Annotated in this window: 19 protein-coding genes; 5 read left to right on the forward strand and 14 right to left on the reverse strand. The window is 75.7% G+C overall.

Translation table 11 applies throughout. The features are described 5' to 3' along the window. Positions 1-103 precede the first annotated feature (103 nt). Complete coding sequence (locus ACFVUH_RS20720; RefSeq protein ID WP_387914803.1) at positions 104-937, forward strand: TetR/AcrR family transcriptional regulator; 834 nt, start codon at positions 104-106, stop codon at positions 935-937. Here ACFVUH_RS20720 and ACFVUH_RS20725 read toward each other — a convergent pair. The 5 genes from ACFVUH_RS20725 to ACFVUH_RS20745 all read right to left on the reverse strand — a co-directional run bounded on the left by ACFVUH_RS20725 (position 872) and on the right by ACFVUH_RS20745 (position 9,029). Continuing rightward, positions 872-1,180: a hypothetical protein gene (locus tag ACFVUH_RS20725; RefSeq protein ID WP_387914804.1), complete on the reverse strand. Its 309-nt coding sequence runs from the start codon at positions 1,178-1,180 to the stop codon at positions 872-874. The two genes, ACFVUH_RS20720 and ACFVUH_RS20725, sit on opposite strands and share 66 nt — an antisense overlap. A gap of 59 nt (positions 1,181-1,239) precedes the next feature. Further along, positions 1,240-3,684, reverse strand: a complete 2,445-nt coding sequence (locus ACFVUH_RS20730; RefSeq protein WP_387914805.1) for a PP2C family protein-serine/threonine phosphatase — start codon at positions 3,682-3,684, stop codon at positions 1,240-1,242. Further along, complete coding sequence (locus ACFVUH_RS20735; protein WP_387914806.1) at positions 3,681-7,541, reverse strand: HAMP domain-containing protein; 3,861 nt, start codon at positions 7,539-7,541, stop codon at positions 3,681-3,683. Before ACFVUH_RS20735 ends, ACFVUH_RS20730 begins: the two co-directional genes overlap by 4 nt. A 544-nt stretch (positions 7,542-8,085) precedes the next feature. Continuing rightward, positions 8,086-8,574, reverse strand: coding sequence for an ATP-binding protein (locus ACFVUH_RS20740; protein WP_387914807.1), 489 nt, complete (start codon positions 8,572-8,574; stop codon positions 8,086-8,088). Then, complete coding sequence (locus ACFVUH_RS20745; protein ID WP_387914808.1) at positions 8,571-9,029, reverse strand: STAS domain-containing protein; 459 nt, start codon at positions 9,027-9,029, stop codon at positions 8,571-8,573. Before ACFVUH_RS20745 ends, ACFVUH_RS20740 begins: the two co-directional genes overlap by 4 nt. A 121-nt stretch (positions 9,030-9,150) precedes the next feature. Between ACFVUH_RS20745 and ACFVUH_RS20750 the strand changes: the two genes are divergently transcribed. The 3 genes from ACFVUH_RS20750 to ACFVUH_RS20760 all read left to right on the forward strand — a co-directional run bounded on the left by ACFVUH_RS20750 (position 9,151) and on the right by ACFVUH_RS20760 (position 11,391). After that, a complete protein-coding gene (locus ACFVUH_RS20750) occupies positions 9,151-9,681 on the forward strand; it encodes a DUF6328 family protein (protein ID WP_387914809.1) in 531 nt (176 codons plus the stop codon). Positions 9,682-9,748: 67 nt separating this feature from the next. After that, complete coding sequence (locus ACFVUH_RS20755) at positions 9,749-10,261, forward strand: SDR family NAD(P)-dependent oxidoreductase (RefSeq protein ID WP_387914810.1); 513 nt, start codon at positions 9,749-9,751, stop codon at positions 10,259-10,261. After that, positions 10,258-11,391, forward strand: a complete 1,134-nt coding sequence (locus tag ACFVUH_RS20760) for a YbdK family carboxylate-amine ligase (protein ID WP_387914811.1) — start codon at positions 10,258-10,260, stop codon at positions 11,389-11,391. Before ACFVUH_RS20755 ends, ACFVUH_RS20760 begins: the two co-directional genes overlap by 4 nt. Positions 11,392-11,422: 31 nt before the next feature. On the opposite strand, the gene ACFVUH_RS20765 is transcribed toward ACFVUH_RS20760, so the two are convergent. The 4 genes from ACFVUH_RS20765 to ACFVUH_RS20780 all read right to left on the reverse strand — a co-directional run bounded on the left by ACFVUH_RS20765 (position 11,423) and on the right by ACFVUH_RS20780 (position 13,777). Continuing rightward, entirely contained in the window at positions 11,423-12,517 is a 1,095-nt protein-coding gene (locus ACFVUH_RS20765) for a serine hydrolase domain-containing protein (protein WP_387914812.1), read from the reverse strand. Further along, positions 12,514-12,990 (reverse strand): Clp protease N-terminal domain-containing protein, encoded by a 477-nt coding sequence (locus ACFVUH_RS20770; RefSeq protein ID WP_387914813.1) that lies wholly within the window; start codon positions 12,988-12,990, stop codon positions 12,514-12,516. Before ACFVUH_RS20770 ends, ACFVUH_RS20765 begins: the two co-directional genes overlap by 4 nt. After that, positions 12,987-13,223: a hypothetical protein gene (locus tag ACFVUH_RS20775; protein WP_355369394.1), complete on the reverse strand. Its 237-nt coding sequence runs from the start codon at positions 13,221-13,223 to the stop codon at positions 12,987-12,989. Before ACFVUH_RS20775 ends, ACFVUH_RS20770 begins: the two co-directional genes overlap by 4 nt. Positions 13,224-13,342: 119 nt before the next feature. Further along, the gene (locus ACFVUH_RS20780) at positions 13,343-13,777 is read right to left on the reverse strand and encodes a hypothetical protein (protein WP_355369392.1); all 435 of its coding nucleotides are present in this window, start codon (positions 13,775-13,777) and stop codon (positions 13,343-13,345) included. Between the two features lie 198 nt (positions 13,778-13,975). Here ACFVUH_RS20780 and ACFVUH_RS20785 point away from each other — a divergent pair, with 198 nt between their 5' ends. Further along, positions 13,976-14,200, forward strand: coding sequence for a hypothetical protein (locus ACFVUH_RS20785; RefSeq protein ID WP_387914814.1), 225 nt, complete (start codon positions 13,976-13,978; stop codon positions 14,198-14,200). Positions 14,201-14,259: 59 nt separating this feature from the next. Here the strand turns inward: ACFVUH_RS20785 and ACFVUH_RS20790 are convergent, their stop codons facing one another. From ACFVUH_RS20790 to ACFVUH_RS20810, 5 genes are all read right to left on the reverse strand, one after another. Further along, positions 14,260-14,496 (reverse strand): DUF6296 family protein, encoded by a 237-nt coding sequence (locus ACFVUH_RS20790; protein WP_355368340.1) that lies wholly within the window; start codon positions 14,494-14,496, stop codon positions 14,260-14,262. A 76-nt stretch (positions 14,497-14,572) separates the two neighbouring features. Next, positions 14,573-15,544 carry an ANTAR domain-containing protein gene (locus ACFVUH_RS20795; protein ID WP_387914815.1) on the reverse strand — a complete coding sequence of 324 codons (972 nt, stop codon included), beginning with the start codon at positions 15,542-15,544 and terminating at the stop codon, positions 14,573-14,575. A gap of 113 nt (positions 15,545-15,657) precedes the next feature. Beyond that, a complete protein-coding gene (locus ACFVUH_RS20800) occupies positions 15,658-17,235 on the reverse strand; it encodes a N,N-dimethylformamidase beta subunit family domain-containing protein (RefSeq protein WP_387914816.1) in 1,578 nt (525 codons plus the stop codon). A 107-nt stretch (positions 17,236-17,342) separates the two neighbouring features. Continuing rightward, the gene (locus ACFVUH_RS20805; RefSeq protein WP_387914817.1) at positions 17,343-17,720 is read right to left on the reverse strand and encodes an STAS domain-containing protein; all 378 of its coding nucleotides are present in this window, start codon (positions 17,718-17,720) and stop codon (positions 17,343-17,345) included. Between the two features lie 34 nt (positions 17,721-17,754). Further along, positions 17,755-18,711: a SigB/SigF/SigG family RNA polymerase sigma factor gene (locus tag ACFVUH_RS20810; RefSeq protein WP_387914818.1), complete on the reverse strand. Its 957-nt coding sequence runs from the start codon at positions 18,709-18,711 to the stop codon at positions 17,755-17,757. Positions 18,712-18,849: the final 138 nt, after the last annotated feature.

An 18,849-nucleotide genomic window follows, 5' to 3' on the forward strand; every position in this document is an offset into this window, starting at 1 on the left:
CAATGCCTTTTTGGCCTGGCGATTCGCGTCGAATAGGAGCAGCTTGCGCCGACGGATAGCATTACGTCACACATCGTTGGTTGTGACGAAAAGGAGTGTGCCGATGTCCGCGCAGCCGACATGCGCCTCGTGCGGAAGGGCGCTGGAGCCCGCCGAGCGGGGGCGGCCGAGGATCTACTGCTCCCGTGCGTGCCAGGCGAGGGGCTACCGGGCACGCAGGGCGGAAGCACCGGCCGGTGTCCCGGAGGGCGACGAGGGCGCGCGGCACCTCACCGTCGAGCGCATCGTGCGGGCCGGGATCGCCGTCGCGGACGCGGAGGGACTCGACGCGCTGTCGATGCGCCGGGTCGCCACGGAACTCGGCACCGGCGCGATGTCCCTCTACCGTCATGTGGCGTCCAAGGACGACCTGGTCACCCTGATGGTGGAAGCCGCGATGACCGACGTGCCGCTGCCCGACTCGCCCCCGCGGAACTGGCGACACGGCCTCGAACGCGCCGCGCACCGCGACTGGGATCTGTACCACCGCCACCCGTGGATCCTGTCGAGGGTCATGGTGACGACCCGCGCGTACTTCAGCGCCGCGCTCGCCGCGGACAGCGAGAGCGCCTTCTCCTCGTTCGACGGGCTCGACCTCGAACCGGCGGACGCCTTCCGGTACATGTTCATGTTCGCGTCCTACGTGCAGGGCGTGGCACTGATCCTCGTCAGCGATGCGGAGGCGGAGCGGCAGTCGAGGACGGCCGCGGAGCACGGGGCGAAAACCCCGGACGACGCGCCGAATCCGCTGTACGAACCCGGGGCCTATCCCCGGCTGGCCCGCGCCATGCGTGCGGGCGCCGACCCCTGGGACCTCGACGCGCTGTTCGCCTCAGGCCTCGCCGGTGTCCTGGACGGCATCGCGGCCGATCTCGCGCGGCGGAACATCGACGTCTGAGCGCCCGGTGCGGCGAACAGCTCGGGTGCGGGCCCTGCGGGCCCTGGCCATCAGCCACAGGCCGAAGCAGAACAGCAGCGCGAGCGCCAGTCCGGCGAGGAAGACGGCCAGGCTGTTGAGCGTCACCAGGTCGATGCCGAGGATGGTCACCTGGTACTCCGGCCCACCGGACAGGTTGTCGGCGATCAGCAGGCCGGTGAAGGCGCCGGTCACGGCGACCAGGAGGAGTCCGAACAGCAGCATGGCGGTGTCCCTTCGGTCCGGTCCCCCCTCGGGGTCAGGTCCCCTCCGCTGCGTGGTGCCTACCCGGGCGGGCCGGGCCGTTCGACACGGACGGCGACCAGGCAGGTGTCGTCGTCGGTGTCGGCCGGGCTCAGTTCCAGCAGCAGGTCCAGATAGCGCTCCAGGTCGGGGCCGGGGCGCCCGGCCGCCCGGATCAGGTGGTCGACGGACTCCTCGACCGGGCGGTCCCGGCGTTCGACCAGGCCGTCGGTGTAGAGCAGCAGGACGTCCCCCGGGTCCAGCCGGGCCGTGTACTCCTCGTACTCGGCGTCCGCCAGGGCGCCGAGCAGCACGCCGTGCGGCAGGGGCAGCACCTCGGCGCCGTCCGGGCGCAGCCTGATCGGCGGGAGGTGGCCGGCCCGGGCCCAGTGCAGCGTGCCGTCGTCGGGGCCGAGCAGCACGCACACGGCGGTGGCGGTCACCTGGCCCGGCTCGCGCATGGCCACGGTGTTGGCCCACTCCAGCAGCCGGGCCGGGCCCGCACCGGTGACGGCCAGTCCGCGCAGCGCGTGCCGGAGCGCGACCATGCCGGTGGCCGCGCCGACCCCGTGGCCGGCGACGTCCCCGACGGCGAGCAGCACCTGTCGGTCCGGAAGCACCAGCACGTCGTACCAGTCGCCGCCGACCCGCTCGCGCTTGGCCGCGGGCCGGTAGCGGACGGCGGCGCGCAGGCCGGTGGCGCCGAGCGGGGGCGGGTCGGCGGGCAGGATCGCCTGCTGGAGCCGCAGCGCCAGCTGTTCGCGCTCGGCCGACTCCTGCTCGCTGTCGGCCAGCCGCTCCCGGGTGGCGCCGAGCGCGACCTCCGTCCAGTGCTGCGCCGACACGTCGTGGTAGGCCCCGCGTACGGCGCTCAGCGCGCCGTCGGCGTCCAGGACAGGTTCGGCCACCACCCGGGTGTAGCGCTGCGTGCCGTCCGGGCGGATCAGCCGGAAGACCGCGGAGGCGGTGCGCCGGCGGTGCTGGACGGTGTCCAGCAGGCGTCGGACGGCGGGCTCGTCGTCCGGGTGGACGTGGCCGGCGAGGCGCGCCAGCGGGACGGCCGGGGCGTCGGGCGGCAGGCCGAACAGTTCGGACAGGCCCGTGTTCCAGAGGATCCGGCCGGTTCCGGGCTGTTCCTCGAACCCGGCCACCCGGGCGAGGCGCTGGGCCTGGCGCAGCAGTGCGCTCTGGTCGGACTCGCCCCCGGACGGGTCGGCGTCGCGCTGCCAGGTGAGCAGGAGCCGTCCGTCGAGCGGGGCTACGGCGATCCGCAGGGTGGTGGGCTGCTCGATGCCGCCGCCCTGGAAGACCAGGTGCAGGCGCTCGTCGGTGCCGGGCTCACCGGTTTCGTGGGCCCGCAGCAGCGGTGCCAGCAAGCCGGTGGCGCAGGCCAGCGGGTAGGTCTCCAGCAGGGAGGTGCCGTCCAGGCCGCTGCGCGGGCGGCCGAGCGGGTCCCGGAACGCCGGGTTGGTGCGCAGGACGGTGAAGTCGACGGCCCGTCCGTCGCGCAGGACGGGGGCGAGCAGCAGGGCCGGGGTGAGCAGGCTGTCGAGGAGGTCGGCCTGCCGGTCCGGCGGGACGGCGGGTTCGGGGTCGCCGAGGACGGTGGCGCAGAGGTCGGCGAGGGACCGGAGCTGGCGGCGCTGCGGGGTGCCGAGGGCGGGGCCGGGGACGGGTGCGGGCCAGAGCACTTCGAGCGCGCCGCGGCGGCGGCCGTGGTCGATCAGCGGGAGGACGGCCCGGGGCGTGTCGGGGCCGCCGACGCGGGGGCCGGGCGGTGACGGGTCGTCGGGCCAGTGCTCGTCGCCGGTGGCGAGCGCCTGCTGGGCGGGGGTCGGGACGCCGGGCGGCACCCGGCTCCAGGCCTCGGCCTCCCCGGCGGGCAGCCCGGCCTGGGCGGCGAGCGCGAGGGCGCCGGCGGGCAGCCGCTGCCAGACCAGGACGGCGTGGGCGCCGAGCGGCGCGGCGCCCTGCCGCAGCACGGCCTCGACGGCGCCGGCCAGGTCGGGCACGGCGGCGAGGGCCCGGGCGGGGGCCGACGGCCCGGTCGACGTGCGCGGCGACGATCCGGTCGGCTTCGACGGCTCGGACGGTCGGGGCGCTTCGGACGGCTTCGACGGCTCGGGCGGCTCGGGCGGTTCGGCACCCTCGGGCAGCAGGGCCGCGCTCGGCCGGCCCGGCTCGGCCGAGCGGCCGACGACGTCGGCGGCCAGGGTGACGACCGGCACCCCGGCCTCGCCGGCGAGCCGGGCCAGTCGGGCGGCGGCCTCGGCGGGCGGTACCGTCAGCCGCTCGGCGAGCATCCCGGTGGCGAGGTCGACGAGCGCGCGGGTGCCCTCCTCGGCGCGCATCCGGTCGGCGGCCTGCTGGAGCCGCCGGACGGCGCCCGCGAGCTGCCGCGCGACGGTGTCCCCGGTCTCCCCGGAGCCGGGGACACCGGAGCCGCCGGGGTCGCGCGGGGTGTCGCCGGACGGATCGGCGGTCATGACGCGCCCAGCCAGTGCCGCATCCGCTGCAGCAGGAGGGTGGTGTCCACGGGCTTGGTGACGTGGTCGTCGGCACCGGCCGCGAGGCTCTTCGCCCGGTCGCCCGCCATGGCCTTGGCGGTGACGGTGACCACCGGCAGGCGGGCGAAGCGCTCGTCGGCCCGGATGGCGGCGATGGTGGCGTAGCCGTCGAGGCCGGGCATCATCACGTCCATCAGCACCAGGTCGGTCTCGTCGTGGCGGCGCAGCAGGTCGAGGCCGGCGCGGCCGTCGGCGGCGTGCAGGACGGTCAGGCCGTGCTGTTCGAGGGCGGCGGCGAGGGCGAAGACGTTGCGGATGTCGTCGTCGACGATCAGCACGGTGCGCCCGGCGAGCGGTTCGTCGGCGGGGTCGCCGGCCCCGGTCGGCTCGGTGGCGACGGCGTGACGGCCGCCGAGCAGGGTGATCAGGCGTTCGCGCAGTCCGTCGAGCCCGGAGAACAGTTCGAGGCGGTCGACGGCGGTTCCGGCGCGCGCGGCGGGGCCGCCGTCGCCCTGGTAGCCGAGGACGGGCGTGTTCTCGGGGAGGGCGGTGAGCAGCACGGGGGCGAGGTCGGCGGAGTGGGCGAGGTCGACGACGGCGCACCGGTAGGGGCCGTCGGCGATGGCGGCGCGCAGTGCGGGTTCGTCGCCGGCGCTGCGCAGTCCCGCCGGCGGGTCGTCCCCGTGGGACTCGGCTGCGGTGCGGGCGAGGAGGGTGAGCAGGCCCGGCGGGTCGGCCTCGGCGACCAGGACGCGGGCCCCGGCCGCGGGGGCGGCGGCGGGCCGGTCGCGGCGGGCGAGCGGGAGGTAGAGGCTGAAGCGGCTGCCCCGCCCGGTGGTCGAACGGACGGCGATGGTGCCGCCGAGCAGGCGGGCGAGTTCGCGGCTGATGGACAGGCCGAGTCCGGTGCCGCCGTAGCGGCGGCCGGTGGTGCCGTCGGCCTGCTGGAAGGCGCCGAAGATGCTGTCGAGGTGGGCGGGGTCGATGCCGATGCCGGTGTCGTCGACGTGGAAGGCCACCGCGGCCCCGGTCCGACCGAGTTCGGCGGGCAGGGCGGCGGCGTCGACGTGTTCGATGCGCAGGTCGACCCGGCCGCTGTCGGTGAACTTGATGGCGTTGGACAGCAGGTTGCGCAGGACCTGGCGCAGCCGGGCCTGGTCGGTGACGAGTTCGGACGGGACGGTGTCCGCGACGGTGATCCGGAACGCGAGGTCCTTCTGGTCGGCGAGTGGTTTGAAGGCGGACTCGACGTAGGCCAGCAGGTCCTGGACGGCGAAGGGTTCGGGGGTGATCTCCATCTTCCCCGCCTCGACCTTGGAGAGGTCCAGGATGTCGTTGATGAGCTGGAGCAGGTCGGAGCCGGCCGAGTGGATGACGCCGGCGTACTCGACCTGTTTGGGCGTGAGGTTGCCGGCCGCGTTGCGGGCGAGCAGTTGGGCGAGGATCAGCAGGCTGTTGAGCGGGGTGCGCAGTTCGTGGCTCATGTTGGCCAGGAACTCCGACTTGTACATCGAGGTGAGGCTCAACTGGCGGGCGCGTTCCTCCAGTTCCTGCCGGGCCTGTTCGATCTCCAGGTTCTTGGCCTCGATGTCGCGGTTGCGGTCGGCGAGTTGTCCGGCCTTCTCGGCGAGTTCGGCGTTGGAGCGCCGCAGTTCCTCCTGGCCGTCCTGCATCTCCTCGGAGCGGGCCTGCAGTTCGGCGGTCAGGCGCTGGGACTCGCCGAGCAGTTCGTCGGTGCGGGCGTTGGCGAGCAGGGTGCCGACGTTGACGCCGCAGGCCTCCGCGAACTGCTCCAGGAAGTCGCGGTGGACGGCGCTGAACGGGTGGACGGAGGCGAACTCCATGACGCCGAGCAGCCATTCCTCCAGGGCGATCGGCAGGATCACCACCGAGCGGGCGTGGGTGGCGCCGGCGCCGGAGGCGATGGTGGCGTAGTCGGGCGGCAGGCGGTCCAGGGTGACGGTGCGCCGGGTGCGGGCGGCCTGGCCGATCAGCGACTCGCCGAGCCGTACCCGTTCGGGGGCGGTGGCCTGCTCGGCCGGTCGGCCGTAGGCGCTGATCCGGGTCAGCGCGGTGGCGTCGCCGTCCTCCTCGGCGAGGTAGAAGGCGCCGTACTGGGCGCCGACCAGCGGGGTCAGTTCGTCGGTGATCAGCTCGGCGACGGCGCGGATGTCGCGTTTGCCCTGCATGGCGGCGGTGAAGCGGGCGAGGTTGGTCTTCAGCCAGTCCTGTTCCTGGTTGGCGCGGGTGGTCTCGCGCAGGGACTCCACCATGAAGTTGACGTTGTCCTTGAGGTCGGCGACCTCGCCGGAGGCGTCCACGGTGATCGAGCGGGTGAGGTCGCCCTCGGCGACGGCGCTGGTGACCTCGGCGATGGCGCGGACCTGCCGGGTGAGGTTGCCGGCGAGTTCGTTGACGGTCTCGGTGAGCCGTTTCCAGGTGCCGGACACGCCCTCGACCTCCGCCTGCCCGCCGAGCCGGCCCTCGGTGCCGACCTCCCGGGCCACCCGGGTGACCTCGTCGGCGAAGGAGCCGAGCTGGTCGACCATGGTGTTGACGGTGGTCTTGAGTTCCAGGATCTCGCCGCGCGCGTCCACGTCGATCTTGCGGGTGAGGTCGCCCCCGGCGACCGCCGTGGTCACCTGGGCGATGTTGCGCACCTGGCTGGTGAGGTTGTGCGCCATGAAGTTGACGTTGTCGGTGAGGTCCTTCCACGTCCCGGCGACGTTGGGCACCCGGGCCTGGCCGCCGAGGGTGCCCTCGGTGCCGACCTCGCGGGCGACCCGGGTCACCTCGTCGGCGAACACCGAGAGGGTGTCCACCATGGTGTTGATCGCCCCGGCGAGCGCCGCCATCTCGCCCTTGGCCTCCACGGTGATCTTCCGGGAGAGGTCGCCCCGGGCGACGGCGTTGGCCACCTCGGACATCGAGCGGACCTGGCCGGTGAGGTTGGAGGCCATCACGTTGACCTTGTCGGTGAGGCCTTTCCAGGTGCCGGAGACGCCGCGGACGGTGGCCTGGCCGCCGAGGTTGCCCTCGGTGCCGACCTCGCGGGCGACCCGGGTCACCTCGTCGGCGAAGGCCGAGAGCTGGTCGACCATCGTGTTGATGGTCTCCTTGAGCAGCAGGATCTCGCCGCGCGCGTCGACCCGGATCTTCTGGGTGAGGTCGCCCTCGGCGACCGCCGTGGTGACCTCGGCGATGGCGCGGACCTGGGCGGTGAGGTTGTCCGCCATCACGTTGACCGACTCGGTGAGGTCCCTCCAGGTGCCGGAGACGTCGCGGACGTCGGCCTGGCCGCCGAGCCGGCCCTCGCTGCCGACCTCGCGGGCGACCCGGGTCACCTCGTCGGCGAACGCCGAGAGCTGGCCGACCATCGTGTTGACGGTGTTCTTGAGCTCCAGCAGCTCGCCGCGCGCGTCGACCTCGATCTTCTGGGTGAGGTCGCCGCGGGCGACCGCCGTGGTCACCTGGGCGATGTTGCGCAGCTGGCGGGTGAGGTCGCCGGCCATCGCGTTGACGGCGTCGGTGAGGTCCAGCCACGTCCCGGCCGCGCCGGGGACGTGGGCCTGGCCGCCGAGCCGGCCCTCGGAGCCGACCTCCCGGGCCACCCGGGTCACCTCGGAGGTCACCCGGGCGAGCTGTTCCACCATGCCGTTGAACACGGCGGCGATCTCGCCCGGCACGCCCGGCAGGTCGGGCCCGAGCCGGGTGCGGAAGTCGCCGTCGCGGACCGCCGTCAGCCCGGCGAGCAGTTGCCGCAGGACCTGGTCGGGCCGGTCCGCTCGGCCCGCGCCGGCCGCCGGCGTGCCGCCCGGCACCTGGTGCTCGTCCATCCGTCCACCGTCCGGATCGACCGCACGGCCGGATCGCCGACGGAGCGGCACCGACCGCGGGGAGCGGCGGCGCCGCCCCGCCTCCCACTGTGCCACCGTCACGCGGCGGGTGACATGCGGGGAGTCCGCGCGGTGCGGTGGGCCGGGCGGGGTTTGCCGGGCGGTGGCGGGGTAGACGCGGGCGGCGAGGCCGGGCAGCGCGGCGGCGAGGGGCGTCGACGACGAACCGGCGCGAGCCGGCGCCCGCGCTCGGCCGAGGCCGAGGCCGAGGCCGAGGCCGAGGCCGGAGCCCACGAGGACCGTGAGGTGTGACATGACCGTTCCTACCGTTCCGCCGCCCGGGCATCCGGACACCGAGCCGTTCCCGCACCCGCACCCACACCCGAATCCCGTGCCGGGGCCCGAGCCCGATCCGGCGCCGCCCCCGGTGCCGCCGTTCCCGCCACCGGACCCCGACCCGGGCCCGCCGACCGCGCCGCGACCGGCACGCTGAGCGGCCCCCGGCGGACCGGAGTACGGCCCGGAGCGCGGCCCGGAGCGCGGCTCAGCCCGCCGGCCCGCAGCGGTCCAGCGGTGACGCCACCTCCAGCCAGACCGACTTGCCCGCTCCCTCGGGCCGCGAGCCCCAGGCGCGGGCGAGCCGGTCGACCACCCGCAGCCCGTGCCCGCCCGGCTGTCCCGGGTCGGCGGGCGGGCGCAGCCGTGGCGGCACCGGGCTGGCGTCGCTGACCTCGACCCGCAGCCGGACCGTGTCCCAGCGCAGCCGCAGTTCGCGGGGGCCGCCGGGCGCGTGCAGGCAGGCGTTGGTGACGAGTTCGGAGACCATCAGCAGGACGTCCTCGAAGACGGCCAGCTGCTCGTCGTCGGGCCAGTGCTCGCCGTCCACCGCCAGCCAGTGCCAGTCGAGCAGGGCCTGGCGGCTGAAGTCCCGTGACCGTTGCACGGCGCCCGCGCTACCGCCCAGCGGCAGCCGCCGGGTCTCGTCCGCGTCCGGCGCCGCGGTGGGCTCGGGGCCGCCGGCCACGGCTGTCACGTCCCGGCCGGATCAGGCGGACCGGCCGGCCCACCGCCCGGCCGCGGCACGAGGGCGACGCCGGGATGGACCCGCAGCACGCTGTCCGCCCCGGTGACGGCGAAGTGGCGGACGACGGCGGGACGCGGACCGGCAAGCTCCGGCCGGACGCCCGCCCGTTCGGCCTCCTGCCGGGCCCGCAGCAGAACGTTCAGGCCGGTGGAGTCGCAGAAGCCCCGTTCGGCGAGGTCGACCAGGATCCGGTCCGGGCCCCGCTCCCCCGGTCCGGCGAGCGCGGTGCGCAGCCCGTCCGCGGAGTCGTGGTCGCGTTTTCCGCCGACGGCGACGATCCGTACCGGTCCGGCGCGGCACGCCCTGGCCCGCGGCCCATCCGGCCGGTGGGCCTGCGGGGGCTCCCGCCGCACGGTGCCCGGCCCCTCCCCCGTGGCGCCGGGTCTCCGGGTCGTCTCGTCCACGGCCCGCGTCTGCCCTGCTACGGCCCGGCTACACGCGCGGCGTGCCCAGGCGGAGGATGATCCGGAAGGGGGGCACGGAACGCGCGGGAGGGGCGCGGCGGACGGGACGGAGAGGGGCCGGATGGCGGCGGGAGCGACCGGGCCGGACGACACCGGCCCGCACCGGACCGGGCGGCAGGAGACGCCGGAGGAGCGCGCGGACCGCCGCTGGACCGATCTGCTCCAGGAGGTGCGGGTCGCGCAGACCGGCTCCCAGGTCCTGTTCGGCTTCCTGCTGAGCGTCGTCTTCATGCCGCGCTTCGCCCAATTGGACCAGTTCGACCGGAATCTCTACGTCGCCACCGTGGTCCTGGGCGCGCTCGCCACCGGTTCGCTCACCGCGCCGGCCGCCTACCACCGCCTCCTGTCCGGGCGCCGGCTGAAGCCGCAGCTGGTCGACGCCGCCGCGCGGCTGGTCGGGGTCGGACTGGTGCTGCTGGCGCTCACCATCGGCTCGGCGCTGCTCCTGCTGCTGCGGGAGGCGGTCGGCGGCGCCGCGGCCGGCTGGATCACGGGCGCGGTGATGGCCTACTTCGCGGTCTGCTGGCTGCTCCTGCCGATGCTCCACCTGCGCCACCGGGACGGCCGGGACAAGCGCCCGCCGAGGGGCTGAGCGGCCGGGGCACGGTGACACCCGCGCCCGCACGTTTCACGGCCGCGCCTTCGGCAAGACGCCCAGCATGACAACCCGCAGCGATCTGTCGTCACGCACCGCAGTCGTCACCGTCGCCGTCGCCGGGGCCGGACCGGATGGCGTACCGGTGGACGGCGCCGCCCCCGAGGCGTGCGAGGGCGTCGCAGCCCGTGCCGAAGAGGGGTTCGGCCCGGTTCACGGACGGCTTGACGGCGCCTTCGCGGGGGTCGTCACGCCGTTCGCGGACGCCGCCGCCGCCGAGTTTCGCCGGGTCGCGGAGCTCACCTACCTTGGGTGTGTGAACGGCACCCGAGCCGCGCTGCACCGGATGCTGCCCCGTGACCGGGGCACTGTCGTCCAGGTGGGCCCGGCCATCGCCCACCGGAGGATCCCACCGGCGCGGCCGGCGGACGGGCCACCGTCCGCCGAGGACCGCGTCCGGCCGAGGCCGTGGAGACCGGCCGACGGCGGGCGCGGCCCGCGCCCGTGGGCCGCGCGACACCTCGGCCACCACGACCCGCCCGCGCCCGCCCGCGGGGCGCCGGGGTGCCGGCCGTGACCGCGCACCCGACCCCCCGGAGGGTGCCCACCGTCGGCGTGGAGGAGGAGTTCCTGCTGGTCGACCGCCGCACCCGGCTGCCGCTCGCGCGTGGGCCCCAGGTACTCGCGGCGGCGGCCGCGGTGCTGGACGACCAGGTGCAGCCGGAGATCTTCCAGGTGCAGGTGGAGACCTCCTCCCGCCCCGCCCTGCGGCTCAAGGAGCTGGCCGACGACCTCGCCCGGCTGCGCGCCGTCCTGGTGGCGGCAGCCGCCGACGCGGACTGCCTGCTGGTCGCCGGCGGGACGCCGGTGCTGGTCGGGCCGGGGCCGGCGTTGCTCACCGACAACCCGCGCTACCGCTCGATGGCGAGCCGCTACCCGGCGGCGACCGACGGCTACCGCGGGGCGCTGTGCGGCTGCCACATCCACCTGGGCACGCTCGAACGCGCCCTGGCGCTGGCCCTCGGAAACCGGCTGCGGCCCTGGCTGCCGGTGCTGCAGGCGCTCGCGGTCAACTCGCCGTTCGACGGGGGCCGGGACAGCGGGTTCGCCAGCTGGCGGGACGTGCGCTGGTCGCGCTGGCCCACCGTGGGTGCGGCGCCGCTGGTGGACGAGCGGGGCTACGAGCGGCGCGCGGACGCCCTGGTCGCGCGCGGCACGCTGCTCGACCGTCGGATGATCTACTGGTACACCCGGCCGTCCGAGCACCTGCCGACGCTGGAGGTGCGGGTCGCCGACGCGAACGCCGACCTGGGGACGGTGGTGCTGCTGGCCGGGCTGCTGCGCGGTCTGGGCGCCGTCCTGCTCGACGAGGCCCGGGCCGGACTGCCCCCGCCCGCCGTGCCGCACGGCCGGCTGGCCGCCGCCCACCGCAGGGCCGCGCAGACCGGCCCGGTCGGTGAGGGCATCGACCCGTTCACCGGGTGGCCGGTGGCCATGCCCGCCCTGGTGGACCGACTGCTGGAGCGGGCCGCGCCGGGGCTGTCCGCCGCCGGCGACCTGGCCGCCGTCGAGGCCGGGCTGGACCGGCTGCGCCGGCTGGGCAGCGGCGCCGACCGCCAGCGCCGGTCCCTGCGGCTGCGCGGGCGCCCGCAGGCGGTGGTCGACGACCTGGCCCGGCTGACCGCCTCCGCCCACCCGTCCGGCTGACGCCAGGGGCGGGCGCCCCGGGCGAGGGACCTCAGACGCCGCTCGGGCGGCAGAACTCCGCCCGGAGCAGATCGGTGAAGACACCGATCGGGTCGTCCCAGCCGCCGTCGGTCCAGTCGCCGTTGGTATTGACGGCGACCAGCCGTCCGCCGTCGCGGGCCCCGTACGCGTAGGACCACGATCCGAACAGCGCGCCGCCCATGCCCCAGACCGTCTCCCCGCAGGGCAGTGCCACCGAGGACACGCCGAGGCCGTAGGCGGCGCCGGGGATCCAGTCGCGGGTGGGCACGGTGGTCAGCATCTCGCGCAGCCGGTCGGGTGGCAGGAGCCGTCCGCCCAGCAGGGCGCCGAGGAAGCGGTTGAGGTCCCCGGCGGTGGAGACCATGCCGCCGGCCGCCCAGAAGACGGAGGGGTCGAGCTCGGTGGCGTCGTGGACCGGGGCGCCGGGGTCGGTCAGGAACAGCTTGGTGTAGTGCCGGGAGTGCGGCCCGCGGATCGTCGGGTCGTCGCCCTGCGGCAGGTAGGTGCCGGTCAGGCCGAGCGGGCGCGCGATCCGCTCGTCGATCTCCTCGGCGAGTCCGCGGCCGGTGACCCGTTCGACGATCATGCCGGCGAGCACGTAGTTGGTGTTGGAGTACGCCCACCCCGAGCCCGGTGCGAAGACGGGCGGACGGGCCATCGCGGTCCGCACCAGTGACCGCGGGGAGTGGGTGGGGTGGCGGTTCAGCTCTTCCCGGTCGTCGGTGTAGTTGAAGATCCCGCTGGTGTGGTTGAGCAGCATCCTGATGCTCACCGCGGAACCGTCGTGCCCGTGGCCGTCGACCACCCCGGGGAGCCACCGCTGCACCGGGTCGTCCAGGCGCAGCCGACCCTCGGCGGCCAGCCGCAGCACCACTGTCGCCACGAACGTCTTGCTGATGCTGCCCACACGGAACCGGTCCTGCGCCGAGCGGCGGCGACCCGTCCCGGTGTCGGCCGCTCCGGCCGCGGCGAACCACGACCGGTCGCCGTCGCGGACCTCGGCGAGGATGCCCGGCAGACCGCCCTCCGTCACGGCCCGGTCGAGGAGGCGCCGGGCGGCCTCGTGGCGCTCGGCGACCCAGGCCGGCGCGGACACCGCGCTCACCGCTCCCCGCCTTCGAGCGCCCGCCCGGCGCGCTGCGCCAGTTCGGCCCGGTCCACGCCGGCCAGGGCGAGCGTGCGCGGCACGGTGCCGATGCGGGCCTCCAGGATCCCGAGCAGCAGGTGCGCCGACCGCAGGTCCTTCTTGCGGGCGGTGGCGAAGCTCCGCTCCAGCGCCAGCTTGGCGGACGCGCCCAGTGCGGGGTCCTGGATGGCGGGGCTCGCGGCCGGGAGGTCGCGCGCGGCCGGAGCCACGCCGACCAGGCTCAGGCTGTGCTCGAACTCCCGGTCCAGCGCCGTGCGGACGGCGCCACGGTCGAGCCCGGCCGAGGCCAGCAGCCGCTGCGCGGTGGAGCCCTGATCGGCCGCCAGCGACAGCAGGAGGTGCTGGGCGTCCACCGTCGACGACCCGTCCGCGCGGGCCTCGTCCGTCGCCCGCAGGATGACGGCGTGCAGGTACTTGTCGAACGCGCTCAATCCGCGCGCCTCCTCAGTTCGACCCCGGCGGCGATGAGCCGCTTGGCGTGCTTCTTGTGGACGGCCTGGCGGGTGACCCCGAGCGCCTCGGACACCTGCGGCCAGCTCCAGCCCGCCCGCATCGCCTGCTCGACGGCGGCGTTCTCCAGTTGATCGGCGAGACGCCGCAGCGCCACGACGGCCGCCAGGCTGTCGGCGGGCTCCGGAGGAAGGGTGTTCTCTGCGGCGGGCATATAGGCAACTCTAGTTGACTAACGGAGATAGTCAACCGGAGTTGCCCAAGTGGACGAGGACGCGGCGGCGACCGCCGCCCGTCGCCCGTCGCCCGTCGTCAGCCGTCAGCCGTCAGCCGTCAGCCGTTCGCACCGGGGTCGCCGCCGCCCCCGTAACGGGCGCGCCACTCGCGGGCCCGGGCGTTGTGCCAGTCCACCCCGCGCTGCGCCTGCTGCTCGGAGAGGCCGCTGAGCTCGGCGACCACGCCGAGCGGCACCGGCTCCTCGCACCTGGCCAGGGCTCGGCAGACCTTGGCCGCCCACTGCTCCTCCGGGACGAACGGGCGGTTGCGGTAGACCGCGATCAGCGCGGCGAGGTGTTCGGCCGAGCAGGCGGTGACGAGCCGCCGGCCGTCGAGTCCGGGCTCCGAGACGTGGACGGCGGAGGAGTCGGGAACGAGCGCGCCGAGCAGTTCCTCGCGCGGGACGACCTGGCCGCAGTGGTCGCACAGGTCGTACCCGGCCGCGTCGTCCGCGCCGGGTCCGCCGCCCACCGGGGGTTCGTAGTGGTCCACGACCGGCGCCTACCCGGGCGGCGGCGGGGCAACCGTCCCGGCCCCGGCTGCGGGCCAGGGCCGCCGGCCCGGGCGGGGGCCGAAGCGGATCGGGCGGGTCGACCGCCGGAGAACCGTCCCAGTGGGTGCCACCCGGTGGCCGACCGGCGCCGCCCGGGATTGCATGGGAAGCCCGATCCCCTGCTCCGGGAGGCAGTCGTGTACGAGATGTGGGCCGAGTCCGATCCGGCGGTGGAGCCGTCGGGCCTGGTGTGGCACGTGGTGTCGAAGGACGACGCGTCGACGGCGCTCTGCGGGCAGCTGCTGGAGCTGTCCCGCCGCGTGGTCCCGAACGGTCTGGACGCGCCCGCCGGGGTGCCGGACCGCTACTGCGATCCGTGCCTGGTCACGGTGCGCGAGACCATGGCGGCCGCCGTCCGCTGACGGTGCGGTGGGGGCGTGCACCGCGCGGTGCACGCCCCCGCGACGGTGCGCACGCGCGCTCAGGGCAGCGGCACGGCGTCCAGGCAGGGATGCCGGGCGCTCCCGGCGGGCGCGGTCAGGACGGTGGCCACCTGGCCGGCGATCTCCACCCGGAGGCCGCCGTCGGCGCTCGCCCACACGGGTCTTCCGCCCGGCCCCCGGGTGTCGGTGCGGTGGACGACGACCACGGCTTGTGGCGCGTGTCCCCCGGTCGTGACCGGCAGGGTCACCGCGTAGCGGCGGTTCGGGTCGGTCATGGCCCGCCTCCTCGGGTTCGGCCCCCGCCTGTCGATTGTCCGCGCGGCGGGCCGGACCGCACCTCGGAGCCGCGGATCAGCCCGGCTCCGGGGCCGGGCGGGCGCCCGGGCGGTCCCGGTGGGCCAGGCGGCGGGCCACCGTGCCGAGGTCGGTGTCCAGCCGTTGGGCCAGTTGGGCGAGCAGCATCAGCGCGGTGTGCGGCGCCACCCCGTAGCGCTCCATCACCACGCCCATCGCCAGCCCCGTGCTGTGGCGCCGGTCCAGCAGGTCGGCCACCGTACGGGCCAGCGTCGAGCGGTCCAGGGCGATCGAGGACTGCAGCGCCAACGCCGCGACCAGCCGCAGGACCGGCGGCCCGGGCTCCTCCGGGGAGCGCAGGTAGGCGCTGAAGGCGGTGCACCCGTGCGGGTGGGTGCGCAGGTGGGCCGCGACCACCGTACGGACGCCGCAACGCCGTGCCCGGTCGGTGAACCGCCCGGGCCGTCCCGGTTCGATCCGCAGCACGACCTGCCCCTCCCCCTGGGCGCGGATCCGTGACAGCGGCCCCGCCCCGGCCTCGGCCTGCGCCCGTTCGAGTGCCAGCAGCTGCGGCGATCCCGCCGCCAGGGTGTGCACGGACCCCTCGTCGTGCCAGGTGCTCACCGCCGCTCCGACGCAGTCGGGTACGGCCACCCGGGCGAGGTGGAGCACGTCGCCCAGGGTCGAGAACGACCGCGACCGGCCGTGTTCGCGGGCGGCCAGGTCGCCGAGCGTCGCCAGGAGGCTCTCCGGGAACGCCTCGGCCGTCGCCGCCCCTCCGCCCGGCTCGCCGGAGGGCCGCCCGTCGTGCCCGTCGGGGCCGTCGGGGCCGTCGGGGCCGTCGGGGCCGGAGTCGAGCAGTTCCCTGGCCCGGGCCATCGCGCGGGCCGCGTCCGCCTCCCCGGTGTAGACGCCGATGGTGTAGCCGATGTCCCGCAGCCGCTGCCGCGCGTCGGACGACCGGTCCCCGGCCAGGGCGTCATGTTCGGCGACCAGCCGCCGCAGCTCCGCGACGTCCACCATGGACATGGCCACCTCCCGGTCACGTGCGCACAGTATGCCCAGGCGGCGACGGACCGTCACGACGACGCGACGTGGAGCAGCCGAGTGGACGCGCTGGGCCCGGTTCGGGGGGCGGTGGCTCAGCCCGGGTAGATGCCGCGCACGTTGTCCCGGGCCGGGCGGGCGGCGGCGGCCGGGCCGGCGGCGAAGGCCCGCAGCACGTTCTCGGTGACCTGGCGGGTCATCGCGCCGGTGCGTCCGTCCAGGCCGTGGTTGACGCCGGGGGTGGCCGGGCCCTCGGCGTCCAGTGACTCGACCCAGCGCATGGTGCCGCTGGCGAACACGGCGGCGCCGGAGGGGTGGGTGTAGTACGCGGTGTCGGCGTGGGCGCGGCGGCCGTCGCAGACCACGGGCGAGTGGGAGACGATCTCCAGCGGGCGGGGGAAGGAACGGGCGGCGTCGACGGTGTCGTACTCGACGCCCACCAGGTGCTCGAAGGAGTCGCCCGCCGCCACGCCGGTGCCGGCGAACACCCAGTGGCCGGGCGAGGTGACGACGTACGGCGCGTCGACGGGGTAGCCGTCGTACAGCAGGCCGAGCAGGGAGCTCTCGGGGTCGGCGCCGGGGGCGAGGCGGTAGTCGGTGGTGGCCGGGCCGCCGGCCAGGTAGCCGGGGTCCCTGGCCCAGTCGCCCTTCCAGCAGGCCATGACGCGGTCCTCGCCGAGCGGGGACGGCTGGTAGCGCACCCGCCGGTAGCAGCAGTTGGCACCGAGGACGGCCAGGTTGGTGCCGGCGTCGCGGGCCGCGGTGACCGCCGCGCGCTGCTCGGGCGACCAGTATTCGTCATGGCCCGGCGACAGGACGGCGTGCGCGCCGTCGAGGACCCCGGGGCGGCGGTGCACGTCCACCCCGGTGAGGAAGGAGAGCGGCAGGCCGAGCCGTTCGGCGAGCGCGACCAGCGGCGCCTCGTAGACGAGGAACAGGCCCGCGCCGTCGTAGTCCAGGTAGGGCCGGTCGAAGCTCACCTCCAGCGACCGGGTGGCCAGCCCACCGGACGGGCCGTCGTACAGGTCGTGGCCGCCCCACTGGTTGTACGCCTGCCAGGTGCCGACCGCGTTGACGATCACGACGGTGCCGGCGGTGCTCGCCGAGCGGATCGTCAGCGGCACGTAGCGCTGGCCCGCGCCGCCGTCGGCGTCCAGGCGCAGCAGGTAGCTGCCGGGCGGCCAGCCGGTGGTGTCCAGCTCGGTGGACGGCTGCCAGGCGGTGGTCACCGTGCGGGTGACGGGGTCGACGGCGGCGCGCGGTTGACCGGTTCCCGGCACCGGCCCGGAGCGCCAGACCAGGCGGGCGCGCGCACCGCCGTACCAGCCCATGCGGTAGGCGCTGACGCGGAAGCCGGGGGCGGTGGTGGACACGTGCAGGCGCACGCGTTCGCCGGGCAGCGCGCTGGCCTGCGCGGTGTAGCCCTCGACGGCGTCCGGCGGGCCGGCGGCGGTGATCCGCCAGTCGGCGTTGCCGGGCAGGGCGTTCTCGGCGGCGGCGGGCGAGGAGGACGGCGCGGATGGCGCGGAGGGGGCGGAGGGGGCGGAGGGGGCGGAGGGGGCGGAGGGGGGTGCGGCGGTGGGCGAGCGTGTGCAGGCCCCGGCCGCCGCCGCGGCGGCGAGCGTCAGCCCGAGGAACCGTCGCCGCCCCGCCGTTCCGCGTTGCCCGTCCATGCGCCCTCCGCACCCTCGATACCCGCCGACCGACCGTCAGGAGAAAGGATGCGCGAGGGCGTGCCGACCGGGCGGGAGCGACACCGCGAGGCCGTCGCACCGGAGGGTCACGGCGGCACGGTGTCGTGGACGGGGAAGGCGTCACCGGCACCGGTGAGTTCGAGGACGCGGCGGACCAGCGGCCGGGGGCGGGCGAGTTCGATCCGGCTGCCCCGGGCGCCCGCGCGGCCCGCGGCCTCCAGCAGGGTGCTGACGCCGGTGGAGTCGCAGAACGCCAGGTCGCGGCAGTCGATCACGACGACCGTGCCGGGGACGGCGAGCGCGCGGTCCAGGGCCCGGCGCAGCACGGCGGCGGAGTCCAGGTCGAGTTCGCCGCGCAGGGCGAGGACGGTGCCGTGGGCCCACGGCCGGGCGTGGACGGTGAACGCGGCGCCTTCCTCCGGGGCGGGCCAGGCGTCCGGGGGTCGGGGCCGGCTGCGGGTCATGGCGCCTCCTTCGGTGCGTTCGCGGAACCGGTGGTCAGCTCGGCCCGGGCGGGCCGTCCGCGCCGCCGTCCGCCGCCCGGTCCTCCAACTGCTCGCGCAGGTGGGCGAGGGTGGCGGAGAGCAGCCGCGAGACGTGCATCTGCGAGACGCCGATCCGCTCGGCGATCTCGGACTGCGTCCGGTCCTCCCAGAAGCGCAGCTCGAGCACCACCTGCTCGCGGCGCGGCAGCCGCCCGAGCAGGGGCCGGACGGCGGTGCGGAACTCGGCCAGCTCGATGCCGGGGTCGCAGGAGCCGAGCCGGTCCACCAGCGCGCTGCCGGTCTCGTCGGCGTCCTGCTCGCGCAGCGCGTCCAGCGAGTCGGACCGGTAGACCCGGCCGGCGACCAGTCCCTCGACGACCTCGTCGACGGTGAGGTGCAGTTCCTCGGCGATCTCCTCGGGGTGCGGGAGCCGGCCGAGCCGCTGCTCCAGCCGGTCCGAGCCGCGGGCGACGGTCAGGTAGGACTCCTGCATCCGGCGCGGGACGCGGACCGGCCAGGAGGTGTCCCGGAAGAACCGCTTGATCTCGCCGGCGATGGTGGGAATGGCGTAGGTGACGAACTCGACCCCGCGCCCCGGATCGTAGCCGTCCACCGCCTTGATCAGGCCGACGGTGCCGACCTGGAGGATGTCGTCCATGTCCTCCGGGCGGTGGCGGAAGCGGCCGGCGATGAAGCGCACCAGCGGCATGTTGAGTTCGATGATGGTGCCGCGGACGTAGCTGTGGGTGTGCGTCTCACGGGGCAGACCGCCGAGCCGCCCGAAGAGCGCGTCGCTGAGTTCCCGGGCCTCGGTCTTGCCCATGGCCCGCAGCTGCGCCTCGGTGGGGCGCGGGGGCAGATCCGGCGGCAGGCCGCGCGGCACCGACCCGTCCGGCCGGGTGCGGGGAGCGGTCGACGGGGAGTGCGGAGGGCCGGCGCGGGGGCCGACGCGGAGTGTCGGAACGGACACGGTGGTGCTCCAGGACAGCGGGAACGGCCGGCGGTGGTCCGCCCACGGCCGCTCCGTTGGTGTTGGTACCCAGCGCGGGGTGATTGATGCCGATGTGGGCCGGTTTACTGTCCGCGACCGCCCCACCGCTGTCGTCGT

The sequence above is a fragment of the Kitasatospora sp. NPDC058032 genome, from assembly GCF_042885845.1.
In the GTDB taxonomy this organism is placed as follows: Bacteria; Actinomycetota; Actinomycetes; order Streptomycetales; family Streptomycetaceae; genus Kitasatospora.